Origin of the sequence: Desulfotignum balticum DSM 7044 (assembly GCF_000421285.1) — a bacterium.
In the GTDB taxonomy this organism is placed as follows: Bacteria; Desulfobacterota; Desulfobacteria; order Desulfobacterales; family Desulfobacteraceae; genus Desulfotignum; species Desulfotignum balticum.
This window is the reverse complement of record NZ_ATWO01000002.1, coordinates 23,397-49,013: the sequence shown is the minus strand read 5'-3', so window position 1 is coordinate 49,013 and position 25,617 is coordinate 23,397. Positions and strand designations below refer to the sequence as shown.

At 52.8% G+C, this 25,617-nt stretch carries 26 protein-coding genes; 13 read left to right on the top strand and 13 right to left on the bottom strand.

The window, feature by feature from the left end; genetic code table 11:
* From purF to K365_RS29555, 5 genes are all read right to left on the bottom strand, one after another.
* The gene (gene purF / locus K365_RS0124245) at nt 1-1,434 is read right to left on the bottom strand and encodes an amidophosphoribosyltransferase (protein ID WP_024336706.1); all 1,434 of its coding nucleotides are present in this window, start codon (nt 1,432-1,434) and stop codon (nt 1-3) included.
* A complete protein-coding gene (gene carB, locus K365_RS0124240) occupies nt 1,427-4,651 on the bottom strand; it encodes a carbamoyl-phosphate synthase large subunit (protein WP_024336705.1) in 3,225 nt (1,074 codons plus the stop codon). The genes purF and carB overlap by 8 nt, the downstream gene beginning before the upstream one ends.
* A complete protein-coding gene (gene carA, locus K365_RS0124235) occupies nt 4,638-5,780 on the bottom strand; it encodes a glutamine-hydrolyzing carbamoyl-phosphate synthase small subunit (protein WP_024336704.1) in 1,143 nt (380 codons plus the stop codon). Before carA ends, carB begins: the two co-directional genes overlap by 14 nt.
* Nucleotides 5,781-6,237: 457 nt before the next feature.
* On the bottom strand, nt 6,238-6,378 hold the full coding sequence (locus tag K365_RS27685; protein WP_281167818.1) for a Na-translocating system protein MpsC family protein: 141 nt from the start codon (nt 6,376-6,378) through the stop codon (nt 6,238-6,240).
* 4 nt (nt 6,379-6,382) lie between these two features.
* On the bottom strand, nt 6,383-6,496 hold the full coding sequence (locus tag K365_RS29555; protein WP_353740188.1) for a Na-translocating system protein MpsC family protein: 114 nt from the start codon (nt 6,494-6,496) through the stop codon (nt 6,383-6,385).
* A 216-nt stretch (nt 6,497-6,712) separates the two neighbouring features.
* Between K365_RS29555 and glnE the strand changes: the two genes are divergently transcribed.
* On the top strand, nt 6,713-9,613 hold the full coding sequence (gene glnE / locus K365_RS0124220; RefSeq protein ID WP_024336703.1) for a bifunctional [glutamate--ammonia ligase]-adenylyl-L-tyrosine phosphorylase/[glutamate--ammonia-ligase] adenylyltransferase: 2,901 nt from the start codon (nt 6,713-6,715) through the stop codon (nt 9,611-9,613).
* Between the two features lie 17 nt (nt 9,614-9,630).
* Here the strand turns inward: glnE and recQ are convergent, their stop codons facing one another.
* Complete coding sequence (gene recQ, locus K365_RS0124215; RefSeq protein WP_024336702.1) at nt 9,631-11,910, bottom strand: DNA helicase RecQ; 2,280 nt, start codon at nt 11,908-11,910, stop codon at nt 9,631-9,633.
* 110 nt (nt 11,911-12,020) lie between these two features.
* On the opposite strand from recQ, the gene K365_RS0124210 reads away from it, so the two are divergent.
* Nucleotides 12,021-12,749: a 4'-phosphopantetheinyl transferase family protein gene (locus K365_RS0124210; protein WP_024336701.1), complete on the top strand. Its 729-nt coding sequence runs from the start codon at nt 12,021-12,023 to the stop codon at nt 12,747-12,749.
* A 75-nt stretch (nt 12,750-12,824) separates the two neighbouring features.
* Here K365_RS0124210 and gdhA read toward each other — a convergent pair whose 3' ends face one another.
* The 3 genes from gdhA to K365_RS0124195 form a co-directional block, all read right to left on the bottom strand.
* Nucleotides 12,825-14,174 (bottom strand): NADP-specific glutamate dehydrogenase, encoded by a 1,350-nt coding sequence (gene gdhA / locus K365_RS0124205; RefSeq protein WP_024336700.1) that lies wholly within the window; start codon nt 14,172-14,174, stop codon nt 12,825-12,827.
* 17 nt (nt 14,175-14,191) lie between these two features.
* Nucleotides 14,192-15,775 (bottom strand): FMN-binding glutamate synthase family protein, encoded by a 1,584-nt coding sequence (locus K365_RS0124200; protein WP_024336699.1) that lies wholly within the window; start codon nt 15,773-15,775, stop codon nt 14,192-14,194.
* 64 nt (nt 15,776-15,839) lie between these two features.
* Nucleotides 15,840-16,214 (bottom strand): YajD family HNH nuclease, encoded by a 375-nt coding sequence (locus K365_RS0124195; protein WP_024336698.1) that lies wholly within the window; start codon nt 16,212-16,214, stop codon nt 15,840-15,842.
* A 175-nt stretch (nt 16,215-16,389) separates the two neighbouring features.
* Between K365_RS0124195 and K365_RS0124185 the strand changes: the two genes are divergently transcribed.
* The 5 genes from K365_RS0124185 to K365_RS0124165 all read left to right on the top strand — a co-directional run bounded on the left by K365_RS0124185 (nt 16,390) and on the right by K365_RS0124165 (nt 20,466).
* Nucleotides 16,390-17,910, top strand: coding sequence for an NfeD family protein (locus K365_RS0124185; protein WP_024336697.1), 1,521 nt, complete (start codon nt 16,390-16,392; stop codon nt 17,908-17,910).
* Entirely contained in the window at nt 17,907-18,383 is a 477-nt protein-coding gene (locus tag K365_RS0124180; RefSeq protein WP_024336696.1) for an NfeD family protein, read from the top strand. Before K365_RS0124185 ends, K365_RS0124180 begins: the two co-directional genes overlap by 4 nt.
* 12 nt (nt 18,384-18,395) lie before the next feature.
* Nucleotides 18,396-19,385, top strand: a complete 990-nt coding sequence (floA, locus tag K365_RS0124175; protein ID WP_024336695.1) for a flotillin-like protein FloA — start codon at nt 18,396-18,398, stop codon at nt 19,383-19,385.
* 83 nt (nt 19,386-19,468) lie between these two features.
* Nucleotides 19,469-20,023 (top strand): hypothetical protein, encoded by a 555-nt coding sequence (locus K365_RS0124170; protein WP_024336694.1) that lies wholly within the window; start codon nt 19,469-19,471, stop codon nt 20,021-20,023.
* Between the two features lie 116 nt (nt 20,024-20,139).
* Complete coding sequence (locus K365_RS0124165; RefSeq protein WP_024336693.1) at nt 20,140-20,466, top strand: antibiotic biosynthesis monooxygenase family protein; 327 nt, start codon at nt 20,140-20,142, stop codon at nt 20,464-20,466.
* Between the two features lie 21 nt (nt 20,467-20,487).
* On the opposite strand, the gene K365_RS0124160 is transcribed toward K365_RS0124165, so the two are convergent.
* Nucleotides 20,488-21,309: a crotonase/enoyl-CoA hydratase family protein gene (locus tag K365_RS0124160; RefSeq protein WP_051147958.1), complete on the bottom strand. Its 822-nt coding sequence runs from the start codon at nt 21,307-21,309 to the stop codon at nt 20,488-20,490.
* Between the two features lie 359 nt (nt 21,310-21,668).
* On the opposite strand from K365_RS0124160, the gene K365_RS0124155 reads away from it, so the two are divergent.
* Genes K365_RS0124155 through K365_RS0124145 form a run of 3 tightly spaced genes read left to right on the top strand, consistent with a single transcriptional unit; the run spans nt 21,669 to nt 23,171 of the window.
* Nucleotides 21,669-22,160 (top strand): hypothetical protein, encoded by a 492-nt coding sequence (locus K365_RS0124155; RefSeq protein WP_024336691.1) that lies wholly within the window; start codon nt 21,669-21,671, stop codon nt 22,158-22,160.
* Nucleotides 22,157-22,801: a cobalamin B12-binding domain-containing protein gene (locus K365_RS0124150; RefSeq protein ID WP_024336690.1), complete on the top strand. Its 645-nt coding sequence runs from the start codon at nt 22,157-22,159 to the stop codon at nt 22,799-22,801. The genes K365_RS0124155 and K365_RS0124150 overlap by 4 nt, the downstream gene beginning before the upstream one ends.
* Nucleotides 22,802-22,805: 4 nt before the next feature.
* On the top strand, nt 22,806-23,171 hold the full coding sequence (locus K365_RS0124145) for a hypothetical protein (protein WP_024336689.1): 366 nt from the start codon (nt 22,806-22,808) through the stop codon (nt 23,169-23,171).
* A gap of 76 nt (nt 23,172-23,247) precedes the next feature.
* On the opposite strand, the gene K365_RS0124140 is transcribed toward K365_RS0124145, so the two are convergent.
* The gene (locus K365_RS0124140; RefSeq protein WP_024336688.1) at nt 23,248-23,514 is read right to left on the bottom strand and encodes a hypothetical protein; all 267 of its coding nucleotides are present in this window, start codon (nt 23,512-23,514) and stop codon (nt 23,248-23,250) included.
* A gap of 399 nt (nt 23,515-23,913) precedes the next feature.
* Here K365_RS0124140 and K365_RS0124130 point away from each other — a divergent pair, with 399 nt between their 5' ends.
* On the top strand, nt 23,914-24,228 hold the full coding sequence (locus tag K365_RS0124130) for a helix-turn-helix transcriptional regulator (RefSeq protein ID WP_024336686.1): 315 nt from the start codon (nt 23,914-23,916) through the stop codon (nt 24,226-24,228).
* A gap of 85 nt (nt 24,229-24,313) precedes the next feature.
* On the top strand, nt 24,314-24,505 hold the full coding sequence (locus K365_RS0124125) for an FmdB family zinc ribbon protein (protein WP_024336685.1): 192 nt from the start codon (nt 24,314-24,316) through the stop codon (nt 24,503-24,505).
* Between the two features lie 331 nt (nt 24,506-24,836).
* Here the strand turns inward: K365_RS0124125 and K365_RS29600 are convergent, their stop codons facing one another.
* On the bottom strand, nt 24,837-25,103 hold the full coding sequence (locus tag K365_RS29600; RefSeq protein WP_024336684.1) for a ParE family toxin-like protein: 267 nt from the start codon (nt 25,101-25,103) through the stop codon (nt 24,837-24,839).
* The gene (locus K365_RS0124115) at nt 25,094-25,303 is read right to left on the bottom strand and encodes a hypothetical protein (protein ID WP_024336683.1); all 210 of its coding nucleotides are present in this window, start codon (nt 25,301-25,303) and stop codon (nt 25,094-25,096) included. The genes K365_RS29600 and K365_RS0124115 overlap by 10 nt, the downstream gene beginning before the upstream one ends.
* Here K365_RS0124115 and K365_RS29550 point away from each other — a divergent pair.
* Nucleotides 25,302-25,610, top strand: coding sequence for a helix-turn-helix domain-containing protein (locus tag K365_RS29550; RefSeq protein WP_084490102.1), 309 nt, complete (start codon nt 25,302-25,304; stop codon nt 25,608-25,610). The two genes, K365_RS0124115 and K365_RS29550, sit on opposite strands and share 2 nt — an antisense overlap.
* Nucleotides 25,611-25,617: the final 7 nt, after the last annotated feature.

The window sequence follows — 25,617 nt, the reverse complement described above, 5'->3', positions numbered from 1 at the left end:
TTATCCCATGCACTGCTTGGTGAATTCAGGGTCGAACGGCACCGGATAGTCGCCGTCATAACAGGCTTTGCAGAAATTAAGCTCCGGATCCTTTACGCCGGAGGCCTCCAGCATCCCTTCAATGGACAGATAGTGCAGCGAATCCAGACCCAGATAATCCCGCAGTTCTTCTACTGATTTTTCCGCTGCAATCAATTCCCCTTTGGAAGAAAAATCAATGCCGTAGTAACAGGGAAATTTGTGGGGCGGGCAGGAAATGCGCATGTGCACTTTTTTGACGCCCAGTTCCCGCAGGGCCTTGACTCTTGTTTTGGCGGTAGTGCCCCGGATGATGGAGTCTTCGATAATGATGATGTCTTTGCCTTTGATCAGTTCCCTGACCGGATTGAGCTTGATGCGTACGCTAAAATCCCGCATGGACTGGGTGGGCTGGATAAAGCTTCGGCCCACATAATGGTTGCGGATCATGCCCATTTCAAAGGGTATCCCCGATTCTCTGGCATACCCGATGGCGGCATAGTTGCCGGAATCGGGAAACGGCATGACCAGATCCGCGTCCACATGGCTTTCCTGGGCCAGTCTTTGGCCATGATTTTTGCGCATTTCATACACGTTCTTGCCGTCAATGGTGGAGTCGGGCCGGGCAAAATAGATATACTCGAAAATGCACAGGCTCTTGTGGGCCGCAGCCTTGGGATGACGGAGACTCTTGATCCCGTCTTCATTGATGATCACAATCTCTCCAGGGTCCAGCTCCCGGATGAATTCCGCCTGGATCAGGTCAAAGGCACAGGTTTCAGAGGCCAGCACATAATGGCCGTTGAGTTTTCCCAGCGCCAGTGGCCTAAACCCATTGGGGTCTTTCATACCGATGATCTCACCCTTGCAGGTGAGCAGGATCATGGAATAGGCCCCCTGGATTTTGGAAACCGCCTTGAGAATGGCGTTTTCATAGTTGCCTTTGACCAGGTTTTTGATGAACAGGTGCAAAAACACCTCTGAATCCATGGTGGTCTGGAAAATCGAGCCGTGTTCTTCCAGCTCCCGTCTTAAAATATGGGCATTCACCAGGTTGCCGTTGTGGGCCAGGGCATAGGATCGGTGGCGGTGGTTCACCACAAAGGGCTGGGCATTGAGCAGTACGGAATCCCCGGTGGTGGAGTACCGCACATGACCGATGGCGGACCCGCCTTCGATCCGTTCCAGGTCCTCCACATCAAAAATATCCGGCACCAGGCCCATGCCTTTATGGGAAAAAATTTTGTCGTTGATGCCCCGGTTCACGGAGATCCCCGCACTTTCCTGGCCCCGGTGCTGAAGGGCATACAGTCCGAAATAGGTAATTTTTGCGGCTTCCGGATGCTGGTACAGTCCGAATACCCCGCATTCATCTTTGGGGCGTTCACTGAAAGGAAGCGTCAGATGGTCAGACATTTTGTTTATGATACTCCTGGATGGGTTTAACGGACAAAGATTCTTTTTTCAAGGCCTTGATGGCGCTTAAAATGGCCCGGGTGCCGTCGGTGGTGGTGGCATAAGGGATTTTGTATTTAATGGCGGCCCGGCGGATTTCATACCCGTCCCGCTGGGTCTGGCTGGTGGCGCCGGTATTGAGAATCAGCTGAATCTCCTTGTTTTTCACCGCATCCACCACATGGGGCCGGCCGGCAGACACTTTTTTGACCGGAGTGGCCGGCACCTGGTGTTCTTCCAGGAACGCGGCCGTTCCCCGGGTGGCCATGATGGTGAACCCCATGTCGTGAAACTCTTTTGCCACGGGCAGGGCCGCCTCTTTGTCCTTGTCCTGGACCGATATGAACACGGTACCGGTTTCCGGCAGTTTCTGACCGGCGGCAATCTGGGATTTGGCCACGGCCGCGCCCAAGTCCATGTCGATCCCCATGACCTCTCCCGTGGATTTCATCTCCGGCCCCAGGACCGGGTCCACGTTTTCAAACCGGTCAAAAGGCATCACCGCTTCCTTGACACAATAGTAGGGCGGGATCACCTGTTGGGTGAACCCCAGCTCTTTCAGGGTTTTGCCCAGCATGACCTGGGTGGCCAGTTTGGCCAGGGGGACGCCGATGGCTTTGGATACAAAGGGAATGGTCCGGGAGGCCCGGGGATTGACCTCAATGACATACACAGTGTCGTTCATGATACCGAACTGAACGTTCATCAATCCCTTGACCTGGAGTTCTTTTGCCATGGCTTCAGCTGCCCGGGCCATCTCCTCAATGTGTTGCGGGGCAATGGAATACGGGGGCAGCACACAGGCGGAATCACCCGAGTGGATACCCGCTTCCTCGATGTGTTCCATCATGCCGCCGATGACCGTGGTTTCGCCGTCTGAAATCGCATCCACATCCAGCTCAAACGCTTCTTCCAGAAATTTATCAATAAGCACGGGCTTGTCCGGGGATGCCTGGACCGCCAGCTCGAAAAACGCTTCCAGATCACTTTCGTCATACACAATTTTCATGGCACGGCCCCCTAAAACAAAGGACGGGCGTACCATGACCGGATACCCGATGTCTCTGGCCACAGCCAGGGCTTCGTCATAGGAATGGGCAATCCCGTTTTCCGGCTGCCGCAGTCCCAGTTTGTTCATCATGGCCTGGAACAGGTCCCGGTCCTCGGCCCGGTCAATGCTTTCCGGTGAGGTACCGATAATGGGAACTCCGGCCTTCTGGAGTCCGGTGGCCAAGTTCAGCGGGGTCTGGCCGCCGAACTGGACGATCACGCCGAACGGTTTTTCCTTTTCCACGATGTGAAGCACATCCTCGTGGGTCAGGGGCTCGAAATACAGTTTGTCCGAGGTGTCATAGTCTGTGGACACGGTTTCCGGGTTGGAGTTGACCATGATGGATTCCACCCCTTCTTCTTTCAGGGCAAACGAGGCGTGCACACAACAGTAGTCAAATTCGATGCCCTGGCCGATACGGTTGGGACCGCCCCCCAGGATGATCACTTTTTTCCTGTCGCTCACCCGGGCCTCGCATTCGGTTTCATAAGTAGAATAATAATAAGGGGTGACCGCTCTGAATTCTGCGGCACAGGTGTCCACCAGTTTGTAAACCGGCACCAGTCCCAGCAGTTTTCTTTCCTGTTCCACCTGTTTTTCGGTCAGATGCGTGAGATGAGCCAGCTGGCGGTCGGAAAATCCGTATTTTTTGGCTTTTTCCAGCAGGTCTTTGGGCAGGTTCTTGCCGGCCAGCTTGATCTGGTTTTCCATATCCACAATCTGTTTCATCTGGTGCAGAAACCAGGGATCAATATGGGTCAGATCATACAGCATGGTGATAGGCATGTTGTGTTTCAAAGCGTACTTAATGTAGAACAGGCGCTGGGAATTGGGGGTGGACAGATGATATTCCAGGTCCGTGCCGGCCACGGAATCCGGCGGAAGATCCTTGCCGTCGGCCCCGAATCCGGCCCGACCAATCTCAAGGGATCGGAGCCCTTTTTGAAACGCCTCCTTAAAGGTCCGGCCGATGGCCATGGTTTCTCCCACGGATTTCATGGCTGTGGTGAGAACATCCTGGGCCTCGGGAAATTTTTCAAAGGTCCATCTGGGGATTTTCACCACACAGTAATCAATGGAGGGTTCAAAACAGGCCATGGTCTCACCGGTGATATCATTGGGAATTTCATCCAGGGTATACCCCACAGCCAGCTTGGCCGCGATCTTGGCAATGGGAAACCCCGTGGCCTTGGAGGCCAGGGCCGAACTTCTGGAAACCCTTGGGTTCATTTCCACCACGATCACATCCCCATTTTCCGGATTCACGGCAAACTGCACATTGGAACCGCCCGTATCCACGCCGATCTCCCGGATGATGGCAATGGACGCGTCCCGCAGCACCTGGTATTCCTTGTCCGACAAAGTCTGGGCCGGGGCCACGGTAATGGAGTCCCCGGTGTGGACCCCCATGGCATCCACATTCTCGATGGAACAGATGATGACCACGTTGTCGGCATGGTCCCGCATCACTTCCAGTTCGTATTCCTTCCATCCCAGCACGGATTCCTCCAGCTGGATCTGGCTGATGAGAGAGGCATCCAGGCCGGATTTGGCCACCCGGTTCAACTCTTCCATGTTATAAGCCACCCCGCCGCCGGTGCCGCCTAAAGTAAAGCTGGGCCGGACAATCAGGGGGAATCCGATCTTTTTTGCCACATCTTCCACTTCGGCAAAATTGTGGGCAAACCCGCTTTTGGGAATCCGCAGACCGATTTTGTTCATGGCGTCTCTGAACAACTCTCTGTCTTCAGCCTTGTGGATCGCCTCGATGGACGCACCGATCAGCTCCACGTTGTATTCTTCAAAAATCCCGGTTTTGGCGGCCTCAATAGCGGTGTTCAATGCGGTCTGGCCCCCTAATGTGGGCAGCACTGCATCGGGCCGCTCCGCTCGGATCACCTTGCACAGGGTGTCCGGAGTCACCGGTTCGATATAGACCCGGTCCGCAGTTTCCGGATCGGTCATGATGGTGGCGGGATTGGAGTTGATGAGGATCACCTCAAACCCTTCTTCCTTCAGGGCCTTGCAGGCCTGGGTCCCGGAATAGTCAAATTCGCAGGCCTGGCTGATGATAATGGGACCGGCTCCGATGATCAGAATCTTTTTAATATCATTACGCTTTGGCATGGGTCATCACTTTGGCAAACTGGGTGAAAAGATAGGCCGCGTCATGGGGGCCGGGAGAGGCTTCCGGATGGTACTGCACGGCAAACGCCTTCAGGGAATCATCCTGAATCCCTTCCAGGGAGTCTTCATTGAGATTGATATGACTCAATGCGGAAGAGTGGTCTTTCAGGCTGTTCAGGTCCACGGCAAACCCATGGTTCTGGGAAGTGATCTCCACCTTGCCCGTGGCCAGGTTTTTCACCGGCTGGTTGGCACCCCGGTGACCGAATTTGATTTTATGGGTTTTTCCGCCCATGGCCAGTCCCAAAAGCTGCATGCCCAGACAGATGCCGAAAACCGGCACTGATCCCAGCAACTGCCGGATGGTGTCCACGGCATAAGTCAACGGCTCCGGATCTCCCGGGCCGTTGGACAGAAAAATGCCGTCGGGCTGGAGCGCTTTGATGACATCCGGAGGGGTTTTTGCCGGCACGGTGAGCACTTCGCACCCGGCACGTTCCAGGCTTCGGATGATATTGTACTTGATGCCGAAATCCAGGGCCACCACCGAGTGTTTTTTCCCCCGGTGCCGCCAGACAAAGGCATTGGATAAAGAATCTGCCGGTACATAATCAGGCTGATTGTATTTCCAGAAATAGGGTTTCTTTGTGGTGACATACTGCACCAGATCGCTGCCGGTCATGGAAGGCACCTGCCGAGCCTTTGCCACCAGAGAATCCGGGTTCAGGTCCGAGGTGGAGATCACAGCCCGCATGGCACCGGATTTTCTGATATGCCGGGTCAACGCCCGGGTATCCAGATCTTCCACACCTAATATGTGGCTTTTGATCAGGTAATCCGCCAAAGTTCCTCTGGATCTGAAATTGGAAGGAAAATCCTGGTATTCCTTGACAATGAATGCCGCCACCTGGATCCGGTTGGATTCCACATCTTCAGGGCTGATGCCGTAGTTTCCGATGAGCGGATAGGTCATGGTCACCATTTGCCCATAATAGGACGGATCGGTGAGGATTTCCTGGTATCCGGTCATGCTGGTGTTGAACACCGCTTCACCACCCGCTTCTCCGGAGCCAGTAAAGCTTCTGCACGGAAAGGTTCTACCGTCTTCCAGGGCTAATAATGCTTTCATTTTTTTGTATACCTTCTAAGCAACTCATTTGAGTTGATTGTGGGTTTGGTGCCGGGCAATGCCCCGGCGGGTTCGCTGTTCAGTTGATTGTGTTGCCTGGTGTTGTCATCAAAGGATCCGAAAGCCGGTCCGGATCATGTTTCATGGTCAAGCGCCCCTTGTTGAAGCTCCCATAAATATCATAAAACACGACGATTTAGCAAGGCAGTATTGACGAATCTGAAAAGAGTGGCTGAAAAAGATCCCCGGTTTTAAAAGCGGTCTTGGAGATCACTGTGTCCAGATCCAATCCCGTTCCGATGGTCATTTCATGGCGCTTTGTATTATTCTTCCATGATGACCACAAAAAAAGGCCGATGTCTGTTCTTCTCGAACAGACATCGGCCTTATATTTTTCCTGCGTCCTCTTAAAAATACCAGAGGACCCGTTCCAACGCTAAGACTTTGTCATTATCTCTCATCCTCCGGATGAATTGTGCGGCACACCCTTTTCCGGCAGAATTCGTTTCACCAGTTCTCTGCCATCCTTGTGTTCATGTATGTCCGCAAGCTTCAGTTCCGCCTGGGTGAGTACGTTCTTGAGCCGAACCAGCACCATGTTATCAATGATGTATGACTTTGTTTCCAGAAGGTCCCCGGCCCATGAATTCCTTTTCGAATTTTATGACCGCCTCACTGATTTCAACCTCTATTTGACCCTTGGTTTTTTCCGTCATTTCATCTCCTGAGATCATCTGCCCGAGTTATAGATACAGCCGACCTGTTATTATTTAAATTATATTGAAAACAAGAAAAAAACAAATATTTCTAATGCCGGGCGGAAAAGATGGCCATACCTTCAGGGCTTGATAAAATATGCAGCCGATATTATGTATGAAAACAAAAAAACAGTGTGCTTGAAAAATGATAACTCATAAACTTTTGGCGGTGCCATGGATGACAAACCCGATGCCCGGATGATCGACACCGTATTTCCCGGCCTGACTCCTTCCTTGAAAACCCTTTTGATGACCCGGCTGGACCGGTTTTATGGCGGTCTTGAAAAATTCGGACAGGGGCAGGACCTTGGTCGTGTGGACCCGGCCGATCTGATCCGGGTGCTTCTGTTCAGTGATTTTGTGGCGGACAGCCTGGCTAAAAATCCGAAAATGCTGCACGATCTGGCTGATTCCGGTGATCTGGAAACAAAGCGGAATCCGGGGTGGTATCAAAACTCGGCCATACAAAAGACCACGGGTGCGGATACAGACCAGGCAAAGAAAATTTTAATTGATTTCAAGTGCCGGGAAATTATTCGCATTGCTTGGCGGGATTTAACGGGCAAAGCCGAGCTGACCGAAACTTTGCCCGATCTGTCGGAACTGGCCAGTGCCTGTGTAAATCAGGCGCTGGATGTGTTGTATGAAAAACAATGCATCACCCACGGCACCCCCATGGATCAGCACGGCCATCCCCAGCAGATGGTGGTTCTGGGCATGGGAAAGCTGGGGGCCAAAGAGCTGAATTTTTCTTCGGACATCGATCTGATCTTTGTGTATCCCAAAGAGGGCAACACGTTTCTGGACGGCCGGATCAACACTTCGAACCTGGATTTTTTCACCCGGTTGTGCAAGCAGTTCCTCAAATTTTTTGCTTCAGACAGCGGACAGCATTTTTACCGGGTGGACACCCGGTTGCGGCCTTTTGGTGACAGCGGGCCCCTGGTCATGAGTGCGGATGCGTTTGAGGAATATTTTCAGACCCAGGGCCGGGAATGGGAGCGGTATGCCATGATCAAGGCCGCACCCGTGGCCGGGGATCTGGCCGCCGGCCGCCTGGTGCTCCATAATCTCAACGGATTTATTTACCGCCGGTATTTTGATTATGGATCATTCGATTCGTTCAGGGATATGAAGCAGCGCATCACGTTGCAGGTGAAAAACGCCCGCCTGAAAAACAATATCAAATTAGGTGCCGGCGGTATCCGGGAGATCGAGTTTTTCGGCCAGCTGTTTCAACTTATCCGGGGCGGGGTGGAACCCTCATTGCAGGCACCGGGGATTTTACAGGTCCTGCACCTGCTGGCCGGGCACGACTGTATCAATGCCGCCACCCGGGATGATCTGATCCAGTCCTACCGGTTTTTGCGCACTGTGGAAAACCGGCTTCAGGAATACCAGGATCTGCAGACCCATGATATTCCGGACCATCCGGATCAGCAGATGATTCTGGCCCTTTCCACGGGGTTTGACTCCTTTGGGGCGTTCAAGGAAAAACTGAACCAGGTCATGGCCTGTGTGCACGGTCATTTTTCCCAGCTGCTGGTGACAGATACCGATGATGCCAGAAATTCGGCAGCCCGGGAACTCAAGGAGATGTGGCTCAATATCAATGATCCCCAGTTTTCCCAGGAAGCCATCGAAGTCGCCGGGTTTGAAGATCCCGGCCGGGTCCTGTCCGTGCTCCGTTCCCTGGCCGGTCATCCCAATACCTTGCGCCTGACCCCGGCGGGCCGCAAAAAACTGGCCCGGCTGGTGCCGGTTTTGCTGAAAAAAGCGGGCCAGGCAAAAGACAGTGAGGCGGTGCTGGTCCGGCTGGTGGACCTGATCATCACCATTGAGCGCCGGACCACTTATCTGTCTTTGCTTATCGAGAATTTTCAGGCCCTGGATACCCTGATCACCCTGGCAGAAAAAAGTCCCTGGATCATCACGTTTCTGGCCAGCCATCCCGTGCTGCTGGATGAACTCATGCACCCGGCTTCCCTGTACGCCCTGCCGAAAAAAGCGGCCCTGGAAAAGGAAATGGCGGTCCGGATGGCCAAGATCGATCCCCATGATCAGGAGTACCTGCTGGAGGAGTTGAACATTTTCCGTCAGGTCAACACCCTGCGGGTGGCAGCAGCGGATGTGAGTGGGAATTACCCGTTGATGAAGGTCAGCGACCATCTTACCTATATTGCGGAAACCGTTCTGACCCGGATTCTGCAAATCGCCTGGCACATTGTTTCCAACAGATACGGGGTTCCGCCGCACCTGACAGGGAACGGTATCGATTACTGCGGATTCGCCATTGTGGCTTACGGCAAGGTGGGTGGGCTGGAGATGGGGTACAAGTCCGACCTGGATCTGGTGTTTCTGTACCAGGGGGAACATGGGGATACGCAAGGCGGGGAACGGTCCATTGAAACGGTCCGGTTTTATGGCAATCTGGGACAGCGCATCATTCACGCCCTGACCATGCACACCCCGGCCGGCACGCTTTACGGGGCGGACATGCGCCTGCGGCCCGGGGGCGATGCCGGCATGATCGTGTCCCATATCGACGCGTTTGAAGATTATATGGAACATCAGGCCTGGACCTGGGAACACCAGGCCCTGATCCGTGCCCGGCCCATTACCGGAGACCGGTCTCTGATGGACCGGTTCGATGAGATCCGGCAGAAAATCCTGTGCAGATCCCGGCCGACCGAAGAACTGAAACACGCGGTCCGGGAGATGCGCGAGCGCATGCGCAGTCAGAAACTCAAGTCTGAAACCGGGATGTTCGACCTCAAACAGGGATCCGGCGGCATCGTGGATATCGAATTTCTGGTGCAGTATCTGACGTTGAAGCACGGAGCCGATCATCCGGATGTCACGGTGTGGACGGACAATGTCCGGCTTTTGGAAGGATTGAGCTGTGAAGGGCTGATTTCCGGAGAGGAAAGCGGCACCCTTCAGAAAGCCTATGTCACCCTTCGCCAGGTGGTCCACCGGCTGACCCTGCAGGAAAAACCGTTACAGGTATCGGCTGATCGGTTCAAGGAACGGACTGATGCGGTCAAAGAGATTTATGACCGATATCTGGCATAAGAAGAAAACCGGATTCTTCAGGCAGTGGTGATTGGAGATGAACGACGGCCATGTCCGGCCTGCTGACCCGGGTCAGGGTTTGTGCCGGCATCCGTTTCCGACGGCGCCTTGATTTGGTTCACATACAGAAAGTGAATCCGCAGCAGATGCAGGTCATCGTAGGGGATTTCCCGGTTCATGGCTTCAAACACCGGTTTCAGGAATTGATATCCATGGGTGTCAAAGGCCTGGCGCACTTTTTCCTGAGCATCGGGCGGCACCGGGCATTCATCGATGACATGTCCGGCTTTGATCCGGTTTCCATCCTGGAAATACCGGAACAGATGGTGGATGATCGTGATTTGTTTCACATGAAACTGTTCGGCGATATCCTTGACAGACATGCCGTCATGATACAGCCGGCCCACCTGAACATGGCGTTTTTCTTTTGGATTGCTTTCTGTGACAGTGAAAGCAGGGGGCTTTCGTTCCGGCACATCGGAAATGGCATGGGTGGTGCAGAACTCTGTGATGAGCGCCATGAAATCCGGGCCGTATTTTTCCAGCTTGGTTTTGCCTACACCAAACGTGTTCAAAAACTCGGTTTCCGTTCTGGGAAAAAACGTGGCCAGCTCCATCAGGGTTTTGTCGGGAAACACGGCATAGGGGGGCACACCGGCCTCATCCGCCAGTTCTTTGCGTTTCTGGCGCAGCAATTCGAACAGGTCCGGGTGATGGGGGTGGGGCGTTGATTCGGCGTGTCCGGTACCGGTTGCCGCCTCGCTTGACTGGGAAAGCCGGTGCCGGGGATCCAGCCATCCGGACACCCGGGTTTCTTTTTTCAATACCCCCCAGGCTTCCGGGGTGAGGGTCAGACCGCCGTAGTTGTCTTCCCTCTGGACAAACCCCTTGCTTTGAAACTGCCGGGAAAGATAGAACCACTGTTTTTTGGACACCTCTTTTCCAATGCCGTAGGTGGACAGCAGGTGGTGTCTGAACTGAAAGATTTTTTTGGTTTCCGCACCCCGGAGTACGTCAATAATATGGCCGGCCCCGAACCGTTCCCCCGTGCGTTTCACACAGGACAGAAATTTCTGGGCTTCGATGGTGAGGTCCTGGACCTGGTCTGCCGGTGCCAGGCAGTTGTCGCACATGCCGCAGTCATCGGTTGCCGCGGTTTCCCCGAAATAAGCCAGCAGCCTTTTTTTACGGCAGTCTTGGGCTTCTGCGAACCGCACCATGTCCTCCAGGTGAAACCAGGCGGCCCGGTTCTGCTGCTCATCCGGGCCGGAGACAAGCGATTTTAACCGAGGGATATCGGCATGGGAGAACAAAAGCAGACATTCGGCTTCCAGGCCGTCCCGCCCGGCCCGGCCGATCTCCTGATAATAGTTTTCAACGCTTTTGGGCAGGTCATAATGAAGCACAAACCGGACATTGGGCTTGTCAATGCCCATGCCAAATGCGATGGTGGCCACGATGATCCGGACGTCATCCCGGATGAATTCGGTCTGAAACCGGCTCCGTTTCGTGTCATCCAGACCGGCATGATAGGGCCGGACGGAAAATCCTTGTGCCGCCAGTTGATCAGCCAACGCATCCACCTGTTTTCTGGACAAACAGTAGATGATACCGGAATCCTGTTTATGCGCTTCAAGAAAACCCAGGGTCTGCTGCAACGGGTTGTCCTTGAACATCACCCGGATCCGCAGGTTTTTCCGGTCAAAGCTGCCGATGAATGGTTTGAAGCCGGTATCCGCTGAAAACCCCAGACTGGCCTGGATGTCTTTCTGTACTGCCGGGGTGGCCGTGGCCGTGAACGCGGCGCAGACCGCTTCGGGGAACCGGGGCCGGATCTGTGCCAGAAGCCGGTATTCCGGCCGGAAATCATGGCCCCAGGCGGAAATGCAGTGGGCTTCGTCAATGGCCAGGCAGTCCACGGTCACGGCGTCAAGCATCTCCAGGATCTGGGGCCGGACCAGGGATTCCGGGGCGATATACAGCAGTTTGACCCGGTTCTGACGGATCAGAGACACATGGTGCCGGTACTGATCCGCCGGCAGGCTGGAGTTCAGGCATACGGCTGAAACCCCCATTTCCTGCAGCTGGTCCACCTGGTCCTTCATCAAAGAGATCAAGGGAGACACCACAATGGTGAGTCCGTCAAACATCAGGGCCGGCAGCTGAAAACACAACGATTTACCGCCGCCCGTGGGAAGCACCACCAGGGTGTCCTTTTTTGCCAGGATGTGGTCGATGATCTGCTTTTGCAACGGCCGGAAATCATCATACCCAAATATAGTTTTCAAAAGTGCCATGGCATTTTTTCCAAGGTGTCAAATCGATACTGTGAAAACATACCAATCATGTTAATATTCCGCAAAGTATTTTTCAGATGCAAACTTAAATTTGATGGAGCGAAGATCTTTTGGATCCATTGACGTTGACACCCGGGCAGGTTCATTTTTTTTATACCCGTATCGGTCCGTCCCGGGATACGGCGCAGGTGCGATCTTTGGAAAACCGGCTCAATGAAAAGGAAAAACAGAAGATCAACCGGTTTGTGTTTGAAAAAGACCGGCATGCCCGCCGGACCGCGCGGGTGTTTTTGAAGCAGATCCTGGCCCGGTGCACCGGCAGAACCACAGATGCCATTCATTTCACTGAAAACAGATATGGCAAGCCCGCACTGGCCGGTGGTATCACCGATCTGCCCATTGGCTTCAACCTTTCCCACAGCGGTCATGTTGTGGTCTGTGCCCTGACCTTGACATATGACATCGGTGTGGACATCGAAGACATGCAGCGCTCCATAGATTTATCCATTGCAGACCGGTTTCTTTCAAACCAGGAGGCACAGGCCATTGCCCAGGCAGATCCCTCTTTGAAGCAATCTCTTTTTTATCGGTTCTGGACATTGAAGGAAGCTTATGCCAAGGCAACGGGCAGAGGGCTTGCCAATGGCCTCGATCAGTTCAGTTTTGTTTTAGACCGGCCTGACATCCGGGTGATTTTTCATTCCCCAAGTCAGGAAGATTCCGGGCACTGGCAGTTTTTTCAGTTTTCGCCCGTGCCCGGATACATGGCGGCTGTGGCGGTGAACAAAAAGACCGGCCCGCCCCTGACCCTGTCTGTCCATCCCTGGGTCTGGGAGTGATTTTTTGGGGCCTGAACCGGAAGCGGTCCGCTGTGGATCAGGCCCCTTGAGTTTGGATGTCAGAAGTGTTTCAGGTTAAATGACCCCCTGGTCCAGCATGGCATCCACCACTTTGACAAATCCGGCGATGTTGGCGCCGGCCACGTAATTTCCGGGAAATCCGTGCTCCTGGGCCGCTTCCAGACAGGTCTGGTGGATGTTTTTCATGATGGTTTTCAGCCGGTCATCCACCTCCTGCCGGGGCCAGCTGAGCCGCATGCTGTTCTGGGCCATTTCAAGGGCCGACACGGCGACCCCGCCGGCATTGGCTGCCTTGCCCGGCGCATACAGGATCTTTGCATCCAGAAAATATTCCATGGCCTCGGGTTCACAGGGCATGTCTGCGCCTTCGCACACCAGCGTGACTTTGTTTTTCAAAAGATGTTGCGCATCCCTGGCGTTGAGTTCATTCTGGGTGGCGCAGGGAAACGCGCAGTCAGCCGGGATATCCCACATGGGCTGATGATCCAGGGTGGTATCTTGTTCCACATACAGGGCTTCGGAGTATTTGTTGACATATTCCTTGATCCGTCCCCGCCGGAAATTTTTCAGCCGCTTGATATAATCCAGTTTCCCGGCATCGATTCCCTCTTCATCAAAAATATATCCGGATGAATCCGACAGGGTGAGAACCTTTGCGCCCATTTCAATGAGTTTTTCCGCGGCATGCTGGGCCACATTCCCAGACCCGGAAATCAGACAGGTTTTGCCTTCCAGGGTCTGGTTTTGGGTTTGGAGCATCTGTCCGGCAAAATACGCCAGGCCGTAACCCGTGGCTTCGGGCCGAATCAGACTGCCTCCCAAAGTCAGGCTCTTTCCGGTGAGAATCCCTGAAAATTTGCTGTGGATCTTTTTGTACATGCCGAACAAATACCCGATTTCCCGGGTACCCACACCGATATCCGCGGTCAGGATATCTTTGTCCGGACCGATGTGGCCGTGCAGTTCCGCCATAAAGCTCTGGCAGAACCGCATCACTTCCCGGTCGGATTTTCCCTTGGGATTGAAATCAGACCCGCCGCAGGCCCCGCCCATATTCATGGTGGTGAGCGCGTTTTTGAACACCTGTTCAAAGGCCAGAAATTTCATGATGCTCAACGTGACGGACGGGTGAAACCGCAGCCCCCCCACATAAGGACCGATGGCACTGTTCATGCCCACCCGGAATCCCCGGTTGATCTGCACCTGGCCCTGGTCGTCCACCCAGGGAACGCTGAACATAAATACTTTTTCCGGTTCCGTGATCCGTTTGAGTACCGCTTCCTGGCGATACTCCGGATGCCGGTCGATGAGCGGCTGCACGGATGCCAGCACCTTGTCCACGGCTTGATGGAACTCATGTTCCCCCGGATTTTTCGTCTTTACAAAAGACCGTATATCAGACATCTGTTCCTCCTGTTTTTTCACGCGTCAATGATCTGCAGGGCTTCTTCCCGATAGGCATCCATGACATAAGGGATCCGGGTGATTTTGGCACATTCTTCGGTCAGAGCGAAAATATCCTGCCGGCTGATATGGGGCACGGCCCAGTTCCGGGTGCCGGCCATGATCTGCTGAAGTCCCACTTTGATCTTGTCCACGGCACTGTATATACCCACGGCCCCTAAGGGCATGGTGTCGATCTCCTTGCCGTATGTTTCCCTGAGCACCTCATAATTCATGAATATTTCATCTTTGGTGGTGCCGTACCTGGACACGGTGGAAGGAAGTCCCCCGTCTTCATTTCTCAGCCAGCGCTCTGCGTTTTTTCCCACCATGCCCGGAATCATCAATGCCCGGCCCATGCAGACGGCCTTGCAATAGGGAGCCCCTAAAGCCAGGGCCTTGAACACATGGTCTTCGGACGAAAATCCGCCGGCAAAGGCGATATCCGGCACGGGCAGGCCTCTTTTTTCCAGGCGTTCACACAGTTCATGGGTCATGGCGTGAAGATAAATGGAAGGAATCCCCCATTCGGTCATCATCCGCCACGGACTCATGCCCGTGCCGCCCGGGGCTCCGTCAATGGTGAGCAGATCGATCTTGGCATCGGATGACCACCTTATGGCCATGGCCAGTTCCCGCATGGGATAGGCCCCGGTTTTAAGGGTGATCCGTTTGGCACCCAGACTTCTCAAGCGTGCCACTTCTTTCATAAAACCGTCCTGATCAATGAATCCCAGGCGGGAGTGACGCTCGAACTGTTTGAGGGGACCGGCCTTGAACGCGGCCTGATAGGCCGGTACTTCCGGATCCGGGGTGACGATGTACCCCCGTTTTTTAAGCTCAAGGGCCCGTTTCAGGGAATTGACCTTGATCTCGCCGCCGATGCATTTGGCTCCCTGCCCCCATTTGAGTTCAATGGTTTCCACGCCCAGTTTTTCAATGACATATTCCGCCACCCCGTTACGGGTGTCTTCCACGTTGAGCTGAACCAGGATATCGCCGTATCCGTCATGAAATCGCCGGTATTCCCGGATGCGTCGGTCCATTTCCGGAGATTGGGTCACTTTGCCGTGTTTGTCTTGTTCCAGCTGGGGATCGATGCCGCAGACATTTTCCCCGCACACCAGGGTGATCCCGCTGATGGCCGCACCAATGGCAAAATGTTCCCAGTTTTTCTGGGCGATTTCCGTGCTGCCCAGAGCTCCGGTGAAGATGGGCACTTTCATTTTCACCTTGTCGGTCACCCCGTATTGGGTTTCCGTGTTCACGGCCGGAAACGTGGCCTTGTCCGGATCCGGATCCATGCCTTTGGCGCCAAAGGCATATCCCATGATGTTCAGGTGGGAGTAATCCACGGGATAGTCTTTGTCCGCACCGGCTGTGATACTGCCGAAGGGTTCTGGGTACAGCAGTTCCCGCCCTCTGAACGTGGCGTGAAAAAGATCGCAGTTGCCTTTGCATCCGTCGATGCACCGGCTGCAAATCCCTGATTGGGGTGCCACGTTCCGGGACCGGTTTTTGGTCTGTAAGGCATCATTGGCATTGGGCCTTTGTAGATTCATGTTTCCTCCTGATTCAATGCATGGGTTGTATTTGGTTTCTCGACATTATTTTAAACCGGATGTTTCAATCCAGTTTGCCTTTCAGTAAATCTCCCAGTCCGGCAAAGGGATTGGCGGTTCCCCCTTTTCCCGAAGAACGGTCATCCGGCCCTTCTGAATAGGCATCTGCCACCTGATCCCGGGAGTGCACATTATCATGGCAGTAAATACACAGCAATTCCCAGTTGCTGCCGTCCGGCGGATTGTTGTCATGGTTGTGGTCCTTGTGGTGGACCGTTAATTCCCGCAGACGTTTGCCTTCAAACTCACGTCCGCAATGGCCGCAGATCCAGGGAAACAGTTTAAGGGCTTTTTCCCGGTAGGTTTTCTCCCGCTCCTTCCGGGTTTTATGCACTTCAGAAAGAATGGAATTTATTTTTTTATCATCTGTTGAAGCCATGGGGTGGTTTCCTTATATTTTTATGACAAAGAATGTGATAAAATTTATAATTACAATTAACCAAAAAACTGATCTCTCGGGCAAGCTTGATTTATAAAAAAAAAACACGGATTTGGCAATCACAGATTTACTGATCCGGCAAAACCGGAGACGACATCACAGAGGACAACGATTCATGGGAAAATATGTGTGCCCTCGTTTTAATACCGGCCGAAAAAAGATTGATCTGCTTCTGCTTCTGGCAACCCTTTTCTTTTTTTTGAACCCAATTCCCGCAGCATCCGCAGGTAAAACCATTCATGTCATTCCTGTGACCGGTACGGTGGAACCGGGGATGGCAGCATTTATCAAAAGAAGTGTGGATGAGATTCTTTCTGCCGATCCGGAGGCCCTGATGGTGTTCAGGCTGGATTCCTTCGGGGGCCGGGTGGACGCGGCCCTGGAAATCGTGGAGACCCTGTTATCCATTCCCATGGGACAGTCCATCTCTTTTGTGGAAAAACGGGCCATCTCTGCCGGTGCCCTCATTGCCCTGGCCGGTAATGTGCTGGTGATGAAAGAAAATACCCTGATCGGGGACTGTGCCCCCATCATCCAGACCAGTGAAGGCCAGAAAGAGATGGGGGAAAAAACCCAGACCGTGCTCCGGGCACAGTTCCGGACCCTGGCCAAAAAAAATAACTATCCCGAGGTGCTGGCGGAATCCATGGTTACCAAAAGCATGGAGGTCTATGAAGTCACTCTGGATGGCGAAACCGTGTATATGGACAAAATCAGGTTCAATGACCTGACTGAACAGGAAAAAGAGCGCATCACAAAAAAGAGCACGGTGGTGGCCGAGGGAGAACTTTTGACCATGGATGATGTGGAAGCCCGGAACCTGGGATTTTCCAGAGCCAGTGTCACTGACCTGGACCAGGCACTGGCACATCTGGGGCATGAAAATTATACCCTGAAATACATGACAGAGTCCTGGTCTGAAAGCCTGGTGCGGGTTCTCCAGCCGCTGCTGCCCATCCTCATGCTGGTGGGGATCGGTGCCCTGTATACAGAAATAAAGGCGCCGGGATTCGGGATATTCGGGGTCATCGGCATTGTCTGTCTGGGGCTGGTATTTTTGAACCAGTACCTGGTGGGACTGGCCGATTACACGGAACTGCTGCTGCTGCTCATCGGCACCCTGCTCATGGCCGTGGAAATCCTGGTGCTGCCCGGGTTCGGTGTGGCAGGCATTGCCGGGATCCTGGTGCTGGGAGCCGGCCTGGTGCTTTCCTTTCAGGGATTTGTGGTGCCGGACCCCAAAATGCCCTGGGAAAGCCGTCTTTTGATCCGGAATCTGGCCATGGTTGTGGGCGCTTTTGCCGGGGCCCTGGTATTTTCTCTGGTCATGCTCCGGTTTGTACTGCCCGGGGTGTCTAAGCTGATAAAAGGCCCGTATCTGGAAGCCACCCTTGGCGAAGCCCTGGTGGGATCGGATGAGGCCGGGTTCGTGGCTGTGGGGCAGTCAGGCATGGCCGTCACTGCATTGCGGCCTTCGGGAAAAGTCAGGATCGGACCCCGGAAAATTGATGCCATCACCCGGGGCGAATTTATTGATCCAGGCAGCCCTGTGACCGTGGATGCGCTGGAACAGAACCACGTGGTGGTGAAAGCGGCAGATACAAATACCCCTTCATCCAGAAAGGCTGAATCATGACATCCTATCTATTTCCTGTATTACTGCAGTTGCTCGGGCTGGTGGTCATTGTGGTGGAGATCTTTGTCCCTTCCCTGGGGATACTGGCCGTAACAGCGGCTGGAATATTGTTTTATTCCCTATATCTTGTGTTTACCACCATTTCCTTTAGCGCGGGCATGGTGTTTCTGGGCGTGGATATTTTAATGATACCGGTTGTTCTGGTTCTGGGATTCAAAGCCCTGGGGGCCTCTTCTTTGTCTTTGCATAAAAAATTGTCCAGCAGGGAGGGGGTGTCTTCCCAGGCCCCGGATCTGGTGTCGTGGAAGGGAAAAAAAGGTGAAGCAATAACGGATTTACGGCCTTCAGGCACGGTCATGATAGAGAAAAAGCGCCTGGATGCGGTAACCGACGGAGAATATGTGGATGCCGGTACACCGGTTGTGGTGACCCTGGTGTCTGGAAACAGAATCGTGGTTGACAAAATCGAATAAGGAGAAGCAGACATGGATTTTATGTATATCCTGTTAATTATTGCCGGTGTTATCGGCGTGGCCCTGTTTTATTTTATTTTTGCCTATATAGCCTTGTGGCTGCAGGCATTGGTGTCCGGGGCAAAGGTCGGGCTGGTCAATATTATTTTCATGCGGTTTCGGAAAGTACCCCCCAAACTGATTGTGGAGTCCAAGATCATGGCGGTGAAAGCCGGCATGGAGATTCCCACGGACAGCCTGGAATCCCATTATCTGGCCGGCGGAAATGTGTCCCGGGTGATCCAGGCCCTGATTGCCGCAGACAAGGCCAATATTGAACTGACCTTTAACCGGGCTGCCGCCATTGATCTGGCCGGCAGAGATGTGCTGGAAGCGGTGCAGATGTCCGTGAATCCCAAGGTCATTGAAACCCCGCTGGTTGCAGCCATGGCCAAGGACGGCATCCAGCTGAAGGCGATTTCAAGGGTCACTGTCCGGGCCAATATTGACCGCCTGGTGGGCGGGGCCGGTGCTGAAACCATCCTGGCACGGGTGGGAGAAGGCATCGTCACCACCATCGGGTCTGCGGAGACCCACAAACGGGTGCTGGAAAACCCGGATATGATTTCCAAGACAGTCCTTAAAAAAGGCCTGGATGCCGGTACTGCCTATGAAATTCTGTCCATTGATATTGCGGATGTGGATGTGGGCAAAAACATCGGCGCGGAACTGGAAACCGACCGGGCCGAGGCAGACAAGAAAATTGCCCAGGCCAAGGCAGAGGAAAAACGGGCCATGGCATTTGCCACGGAACAGGAGATGCGGGCACGGGTCCAGGAGATGCAGGCCAAGGTGGTGGAGGCGGAAGCCCAGGTGCCCCTGGCCATGGCAGAAGCCTTCAGAAGCGGCAATTTAGGCATCATGGATTATTACAAAATGAAAAATGTGGCCGCGGACACAAAGATGCGGGACCAGATCTCCAAGGGAGAAACCCGTACCGGCCAGGATGATCAAACCACGTAACCGTTGAGGTGAGAAAAGGCGGGCTTTTCACACAGACAAAAATATCTGTATGAAAAGTCTGCCGTCTTACCTAAGGAGTTTTTATGGATCAGGAAACCCTTATTAATCTGGTTCTGGTGTTTTTCTTTCTGATTATTACCACCCTGGTCAGGGGACTCAAGGCCAGGCAGCAGAAAAAAAAGTTGACAAAGAAAAAACAGACGGCCAAGCCAGCCATGTTTTCTTTTTTTCACAAAATCAGAGACCAGATACAAGAATCGTTGCAGGAACTGGAAAAACAGGCCCGACAGCAACGACAGCAACAGCAACAGCAACCGGAATCATCAGACCCCACTTTCTGGGATGAACTTTCTGAAGACGAGATGATTCAGGAAGAACGTCAGATGCCATCGGCACAGGAAACGGAAAAAAAGCGCGCCGCCACCCGGAATCAAACCAGGGATCCGATTCAGAAAATAGCACCTGAACGCCCGGTTCAAGGCCGGGAAATAAAGACCCCGCATTCTTCAGATGAGGTGCCGCCGCCGACCCTTCACCCATATGGCCGTCGGCCCAGCCTGCGGCAGGCCGTGGTCTGGGCCGAGATTATCGGCAAGCCAGTGGCTCTGCGGAAAAATCAAAACGATGCCATCCTGTAAGGGGGACCCGGGAATTTTAAAACCAGTTGTCACAATGGTTTGAATCTGGTATTTTTTGTTTACTGGACAAAACGTTCTGCATACAACGCCCATGGCGTATTAAAAAGGAGGTCGTGATGTCAGTCTGTGTTATTATCCAAAGAAAAGTGGAAGACAAAAAAATCGCATCCCAGCTGGCCCCTCTGATTGTCCGCCTGAGATCCCAGGCCAGCATCCAGCCCGGGTATATCACGGATCAATCCTTTGCTTCTCTGGATTCAGAAGGCGAATATCTGGTTGTCAGCACCTGGGATTCCATGGATTCCTGGAATAACTGGAAAAACAGTGAACAACGGCAATCCATCCAGAAACAGATCAATGCACTGATCGGTGAAGAGACCGTGTATCGTTACTATGAACCGGTGGTGGGCGGTATTATTCCAAGATTTGAAGCCGCAGTCTGATCCTGGGTGTTTCCGGTTTTGTCAGACCCCTTTGAACCGGGCTTCCCGTCGTTCCATAAAAGAGGCCAGGCCCTCTTTAACATCCCGGGAGTTCATTAACGGCATCAGGTCGGGCAGCAGGCGCTCAATGGCTGCCTGGTCTCCGTGTGACCGGGCCAGACGGCTGGATTTCAGGGAAGCGGCAACCCCTAAGGGGGCCTGTTTTGAAATGGTCTGAGCAATTTCAATGGCAGTGTCCAGGCAGGCATCCGGTGATGTCACCTCCTGGACAAGACCTAAGCGAAACGCTTCTTTGGCTGTGATTTCATCACCCGTCAACAGATATCGCATGGCGTTTCCCCAGCCCACTTCCTGGAAAAGACGGACCGTGGCACCCCCCACTGGGTAGATGCCCCGCTTGATCTCGATCTGCCCGAACCGGGCCGTGTCTGCCGCCACCCGGATATCACAGGCCAGCAGCAGCTCCAGACCGATGGTCAGACAGATTCCCTGAACCGCCATGACCACGGGTTTGCCAACCTGTCTGACCGGGTCCAGGCCCAAAGGGTCCATCCCGTCTTCAGGAAGTTCAGGAAACTGCCCTTTGGAAAAACAGGGTGCCCATTTCGGCAGATCCAGGCCGGCGGTGAAATGATCCCCTTTGGCATACACCACCCCGCATCTCAGATTTGGATTGCGGTGCAGCTCGCCATAGGCACGGCTCAGTTCCCGGTACAGATCCAGATCAAAGGCATTGCGTTTTTCAGCTCGGTTCAGTCCCATGCACAGCACATGGCCCCGGGTGTCCACTGTCAGTTTGTTGTTTTGTGTTCTTTGTTCTGCTGTCAGGGAATCTTTGTGCATTGTTTTCTGTCTCCTTGAAATAAACACGGGTCCGGTTTTCCTTGCAACTGCCGGGTACATACCATTTTCATGGGCCGGACACAATGGGATGTCAATACAACCGGCCATCTGTTTGAGGCCCTCAAGATTGTCAAATTGTTTTACCACGAAGCGCACGAAGAAGCCATTCCTTCGTGCGCTTCGTGTTCTTTGTGGTTTTAAAAAAATCAAATCAATGTAAAGCCATCCGACATGGGGTGCTGAATTTTGAGAATGGCTTTGTTCTGGTTTCGCATTGCATCTGCGACAAAAAGGCGGTATATGGAGGTATTCAAGAAAAAATTGTCTGTAAACCCATCGCATCCCAGAGGAGAAAAACCATGAAAGACGCGCTTTTGACCCAAGCACAAAAACTTGAACCCCCGGGAGAAACAGCCATCCGGGAGTTTGCAGACAAATGGGAAAACATGGCCGCCACAGGCACCCGCCTGCTCATGGCGCGGCCGGACCTTGCAAAACTGGTGGGCAGGGGCAATGAAAAAATGGCTGAAGATAACAACCGCAATTTTCCCCGGTTCATGTTATCCCTGTTTTCCGATTACCAGCCTGCCGTGTTTGTGGAAACCGTGCTCTGGGTATTCAGGGCCTACCGGTCCCATGGGTTTCAAACCACATACTGGGCCGCCAATCTCAACATCTGGGTGGACCTGCTGCAAAAAGAGCTGTCCGAAGATGCGTGGCAACAAATTTATCCGTTTTATAACTGGCTGATTGTCAACATCCCGGTGTTTACCGCCATTACCGACACGGATCTGCCAGAGTCTGTCTCAAACAGCCCGGATCACCTTCATGGGACAGGAACACAGAAATGATCACAAAAGCGCTGTACCAGGAATACCTGACCCGGCTCTTAGACGGAAACCGCCGGGAATGCGCCCGCATCGTGCAGCAGCTGCTGGACCAAAATATCGAGATAAAGGCGCTGTATACCGACCTGTTTCAAAAAAGCCTGTATGAGGTGGGCCGTTTATGGGAATTCAATAAAATATCCGTGGCCAAGGAACATCTGGTGACCGCCATCACCGAAGGATTGCTGAACCTGGTCTATCCCCGGCTGTTTGACAGAGCCGCCCCTGATTTTTCCAATGCCAGAAAAATGGTGATCTCCTGTGCTGCCAATGAATTTCATCAGATCGGCGGCAAAATGGTGGCGGATATGTTTGAACTCAACGGCTGGGACAGCCAGTTTATAGGAGCCAACACCCCGGAGGACCACATGCTGGCCCATATCCAGGATGAAAAGCCGGATCTGGTAGGATTGTCTGTGAGCGTTTATTTCAACATGCCGGCACTGAAAGCCGGGTTGGCGGCCATCCGGGGAAATTTCCAGCATCTGGATATCCTGGTGGGGGGGCAGGCATTCAACTGGGGCGGCACCGAGATCCCCAGACAATATTCGGGAACGACGTATGTCCCATCCCTTGACGGGCTCACCTCACTGATTACAGCATAAAAAAATGATGTGGGAGACCCGAGAACAGGCTGCATACGGCTATGTCACCCGACAATCACAGGATCTGTTTTTTGTGCTGTCTTGTGACGGGCGTATCCTTGAAGCCAATGAATCCGTCCGGTCTCTCACCGGGTGCCGGGAAAATGATACCGCTTTTTCAGACCGGGTGGTAGATTTTGCCGGCACATTCAATCTTACGGACCTGGTCCAGGCACGCAACGGCCCCCATCTTCTCAATATTAAAACGGCAGCCGGACCCCCCCCCAGAGCTATGATTTCTATTTTGAGCAGGTACAAAACCGGATCCTGGTTTTCGGCCGTCTGGATGCCCGGGAACTGGCGCGCATGCAAAAACAGCGGCTGTCGTTGAATCAGGAATTCAACAACCTGACCCGCCGGCTGCAAATGGTCTCCTATCAGGCGAACCAGGGCATGCTGGTCATCGATCAACTCTCCGGTAAAAAGGCAATGGCATGGGGATGAACCCCGGTTTTCAGAAGATGGGCCATCCATTGCTTGAGCAGGGTGGTCTTGCCGACCTGGCGGCCGCCGCTGACCGTGTAAATGCCGGGCACTTGAACCGACAGCCCAAGGATCAGGGGAAACTCCCATACCAGGGGCTGACGGCTCAGAACCTTCAAATGCGGATCCTGGGAAAAGAACTGGTCCGGGCTTTCCAGGTGCAGGTTGTGGGGGGCAAAGCGAATATCCATGCTGTTTCTCCAGCCACTGAATAAATTTATTCAATACCCATTGAACAAATATGTATCCTGCTGAAAACGCAAGAGAAAGAAGGTTACTGATTTTTTTTGATTGTTTTATACGTCAAAATGACGTATAAAAATAAGCCATGAATTGCGTGGTATTAAATAAAAAAGCCCGGCGGCAATTAAAAAAAATACCGAATTACATCCGTGGTAAACTGATCACTTGGATGAAAGACGTGGAAGAACACGGAATTGCCGAAATACGAAGGGTCCCTGGATATCACGATGAGCCCCTGGGGCACCCGAGGAAAGGACAACGCTCCATCCGGCTGTCCAGGGCATACCGGGCTTTTTATGTTGAGCGGAAGGATAAAATTGTAATTGAGGTGATTGAGGTGAACAAACATGACTATTGAAAACAACGAAAAAGATGAATACGGCCTCAAGGAAATCGAAAAAGAGTATGGCCAGCTGACGTTTGGCTGGGCGTTGTGGTCCCACAGAAAATGTGAAGAGATGACTCAGAAGGAGTTTGCCAAGATCCTCGGAATTACCCCGGCAAGCCTTTGCGATCTTGAGAGAGGGCGGCGGATACCTTCCGTTAAAAGAGCGGCCGGTATCGCCCGCAGCATCGGTATGCCGGAAAAAACCTGGGTCAAACTTGCGATTCAGGACATGCTCAGGGCCGCGGATCTGGATTATACAGTTTCGGTTGCATAAAAACAAAAAATGATTACCATGGAATTTGAGTATCAAGGATACTGTCAACCTGGATAATTATTTTTCAAAACCCCGGAGGTGCCAGATGCCGATTTTTGAATACCAGTGCAATACCTGTTCCCATGAGTTTGAAAAACTGGTGTTTGCCGGAGATGAACCGGATATCGCCTGCCCGGCATGCGATAGTCATGAAGTCATCAAAAAGATGAGTGCTGCCAGCTTTATGGGTTCCAGCATCGGGACCTGTGCAGCAGATGCGCCCAAAGGCTTTTCATGAGCCGGCTGACTCAGGACGGCCGGGTGCCGTCCTTGATTCCCCATTGAAGTGCCTGGAAACGGTCAAAATCATTTGCATTTACCATCGGTTGTGATCAAACCAAAGATCCTTGTCAGCCGTGCTTCTGCGTCACCTGCGAGATGGAAAAATCTTTCAAAAAAGCTCTATTTACTCATTTGGTAAATTCTAACATTTTGGGTAAATAACGTCAGGATTCATATTCTGATATAATACATAACGATAATGCCCGGTGATATTTAGCGAGGCGCAGGTGATCCCGACGATCACGCCGACGGAATCCAGCAGGGTTCTCCTGAATTCTTCGTTTCGTTTAAACTCTGTTCATGAGATTGTTGTAATCTTCATGGGACCCGATCCAGAACCAGACAACATTCATGTCTTCCCTATAAGCCAGAGCCCTGTAATGATAACCGATGTTTACTGTCCAGACGGAACCTTTCTTGCTGAAATTCAGTGAAGGGTGGGTATGGTCTTGTTTGAAAAGCTCAAATTTTTTGTCAGCAAGATTCTGAATCTGTTTGGGAAGTCTATGGTAGCATGTCCAGAAATCCGAATGCGTGAAAGACCTTAATCCCATTTCATGCAGTTGCCGGCTATAAAATCTGACTTTATCCGATTCAGCAGATCTATGCCTCTGCCGCCTTCCTTGAAATCGTTTTCAATTTCTTTGTCCCAAACTTCTCCTTCCAGTTCAGCAAACCATTTAGAAAGTCGAAGCCTTTCAGTATCCGGCAGGGACAATATGTCGTCTTGAATTTTTTCTATAGTGGTGTTCATGCTGAGCCTGCCTTTACGCAAAATTTCATGCCCTCTTTCCAGGGGTTGTCGTAGTCGTTTTGATTGTTGGCTGTCGTATTCATATGGTTATTTTAATCATAATCACGGGATAAAGCAAGATTCAAAAATGATTGGCATGGCCATGGGTGGAAGAACACGGAAGGAGTTTGCCAAGATCCTCGGAATTACCCCGGCAAGCCTTTGCGATTTTGAGAGAGGGCCGCGGATACCTTCCATTAAAAGAGCGGCCGGTATCACCCGCAGCATCGGGACCTGTGCAGCAGATGCGCCCAAAGGCTTTTCATGAGCCGGAT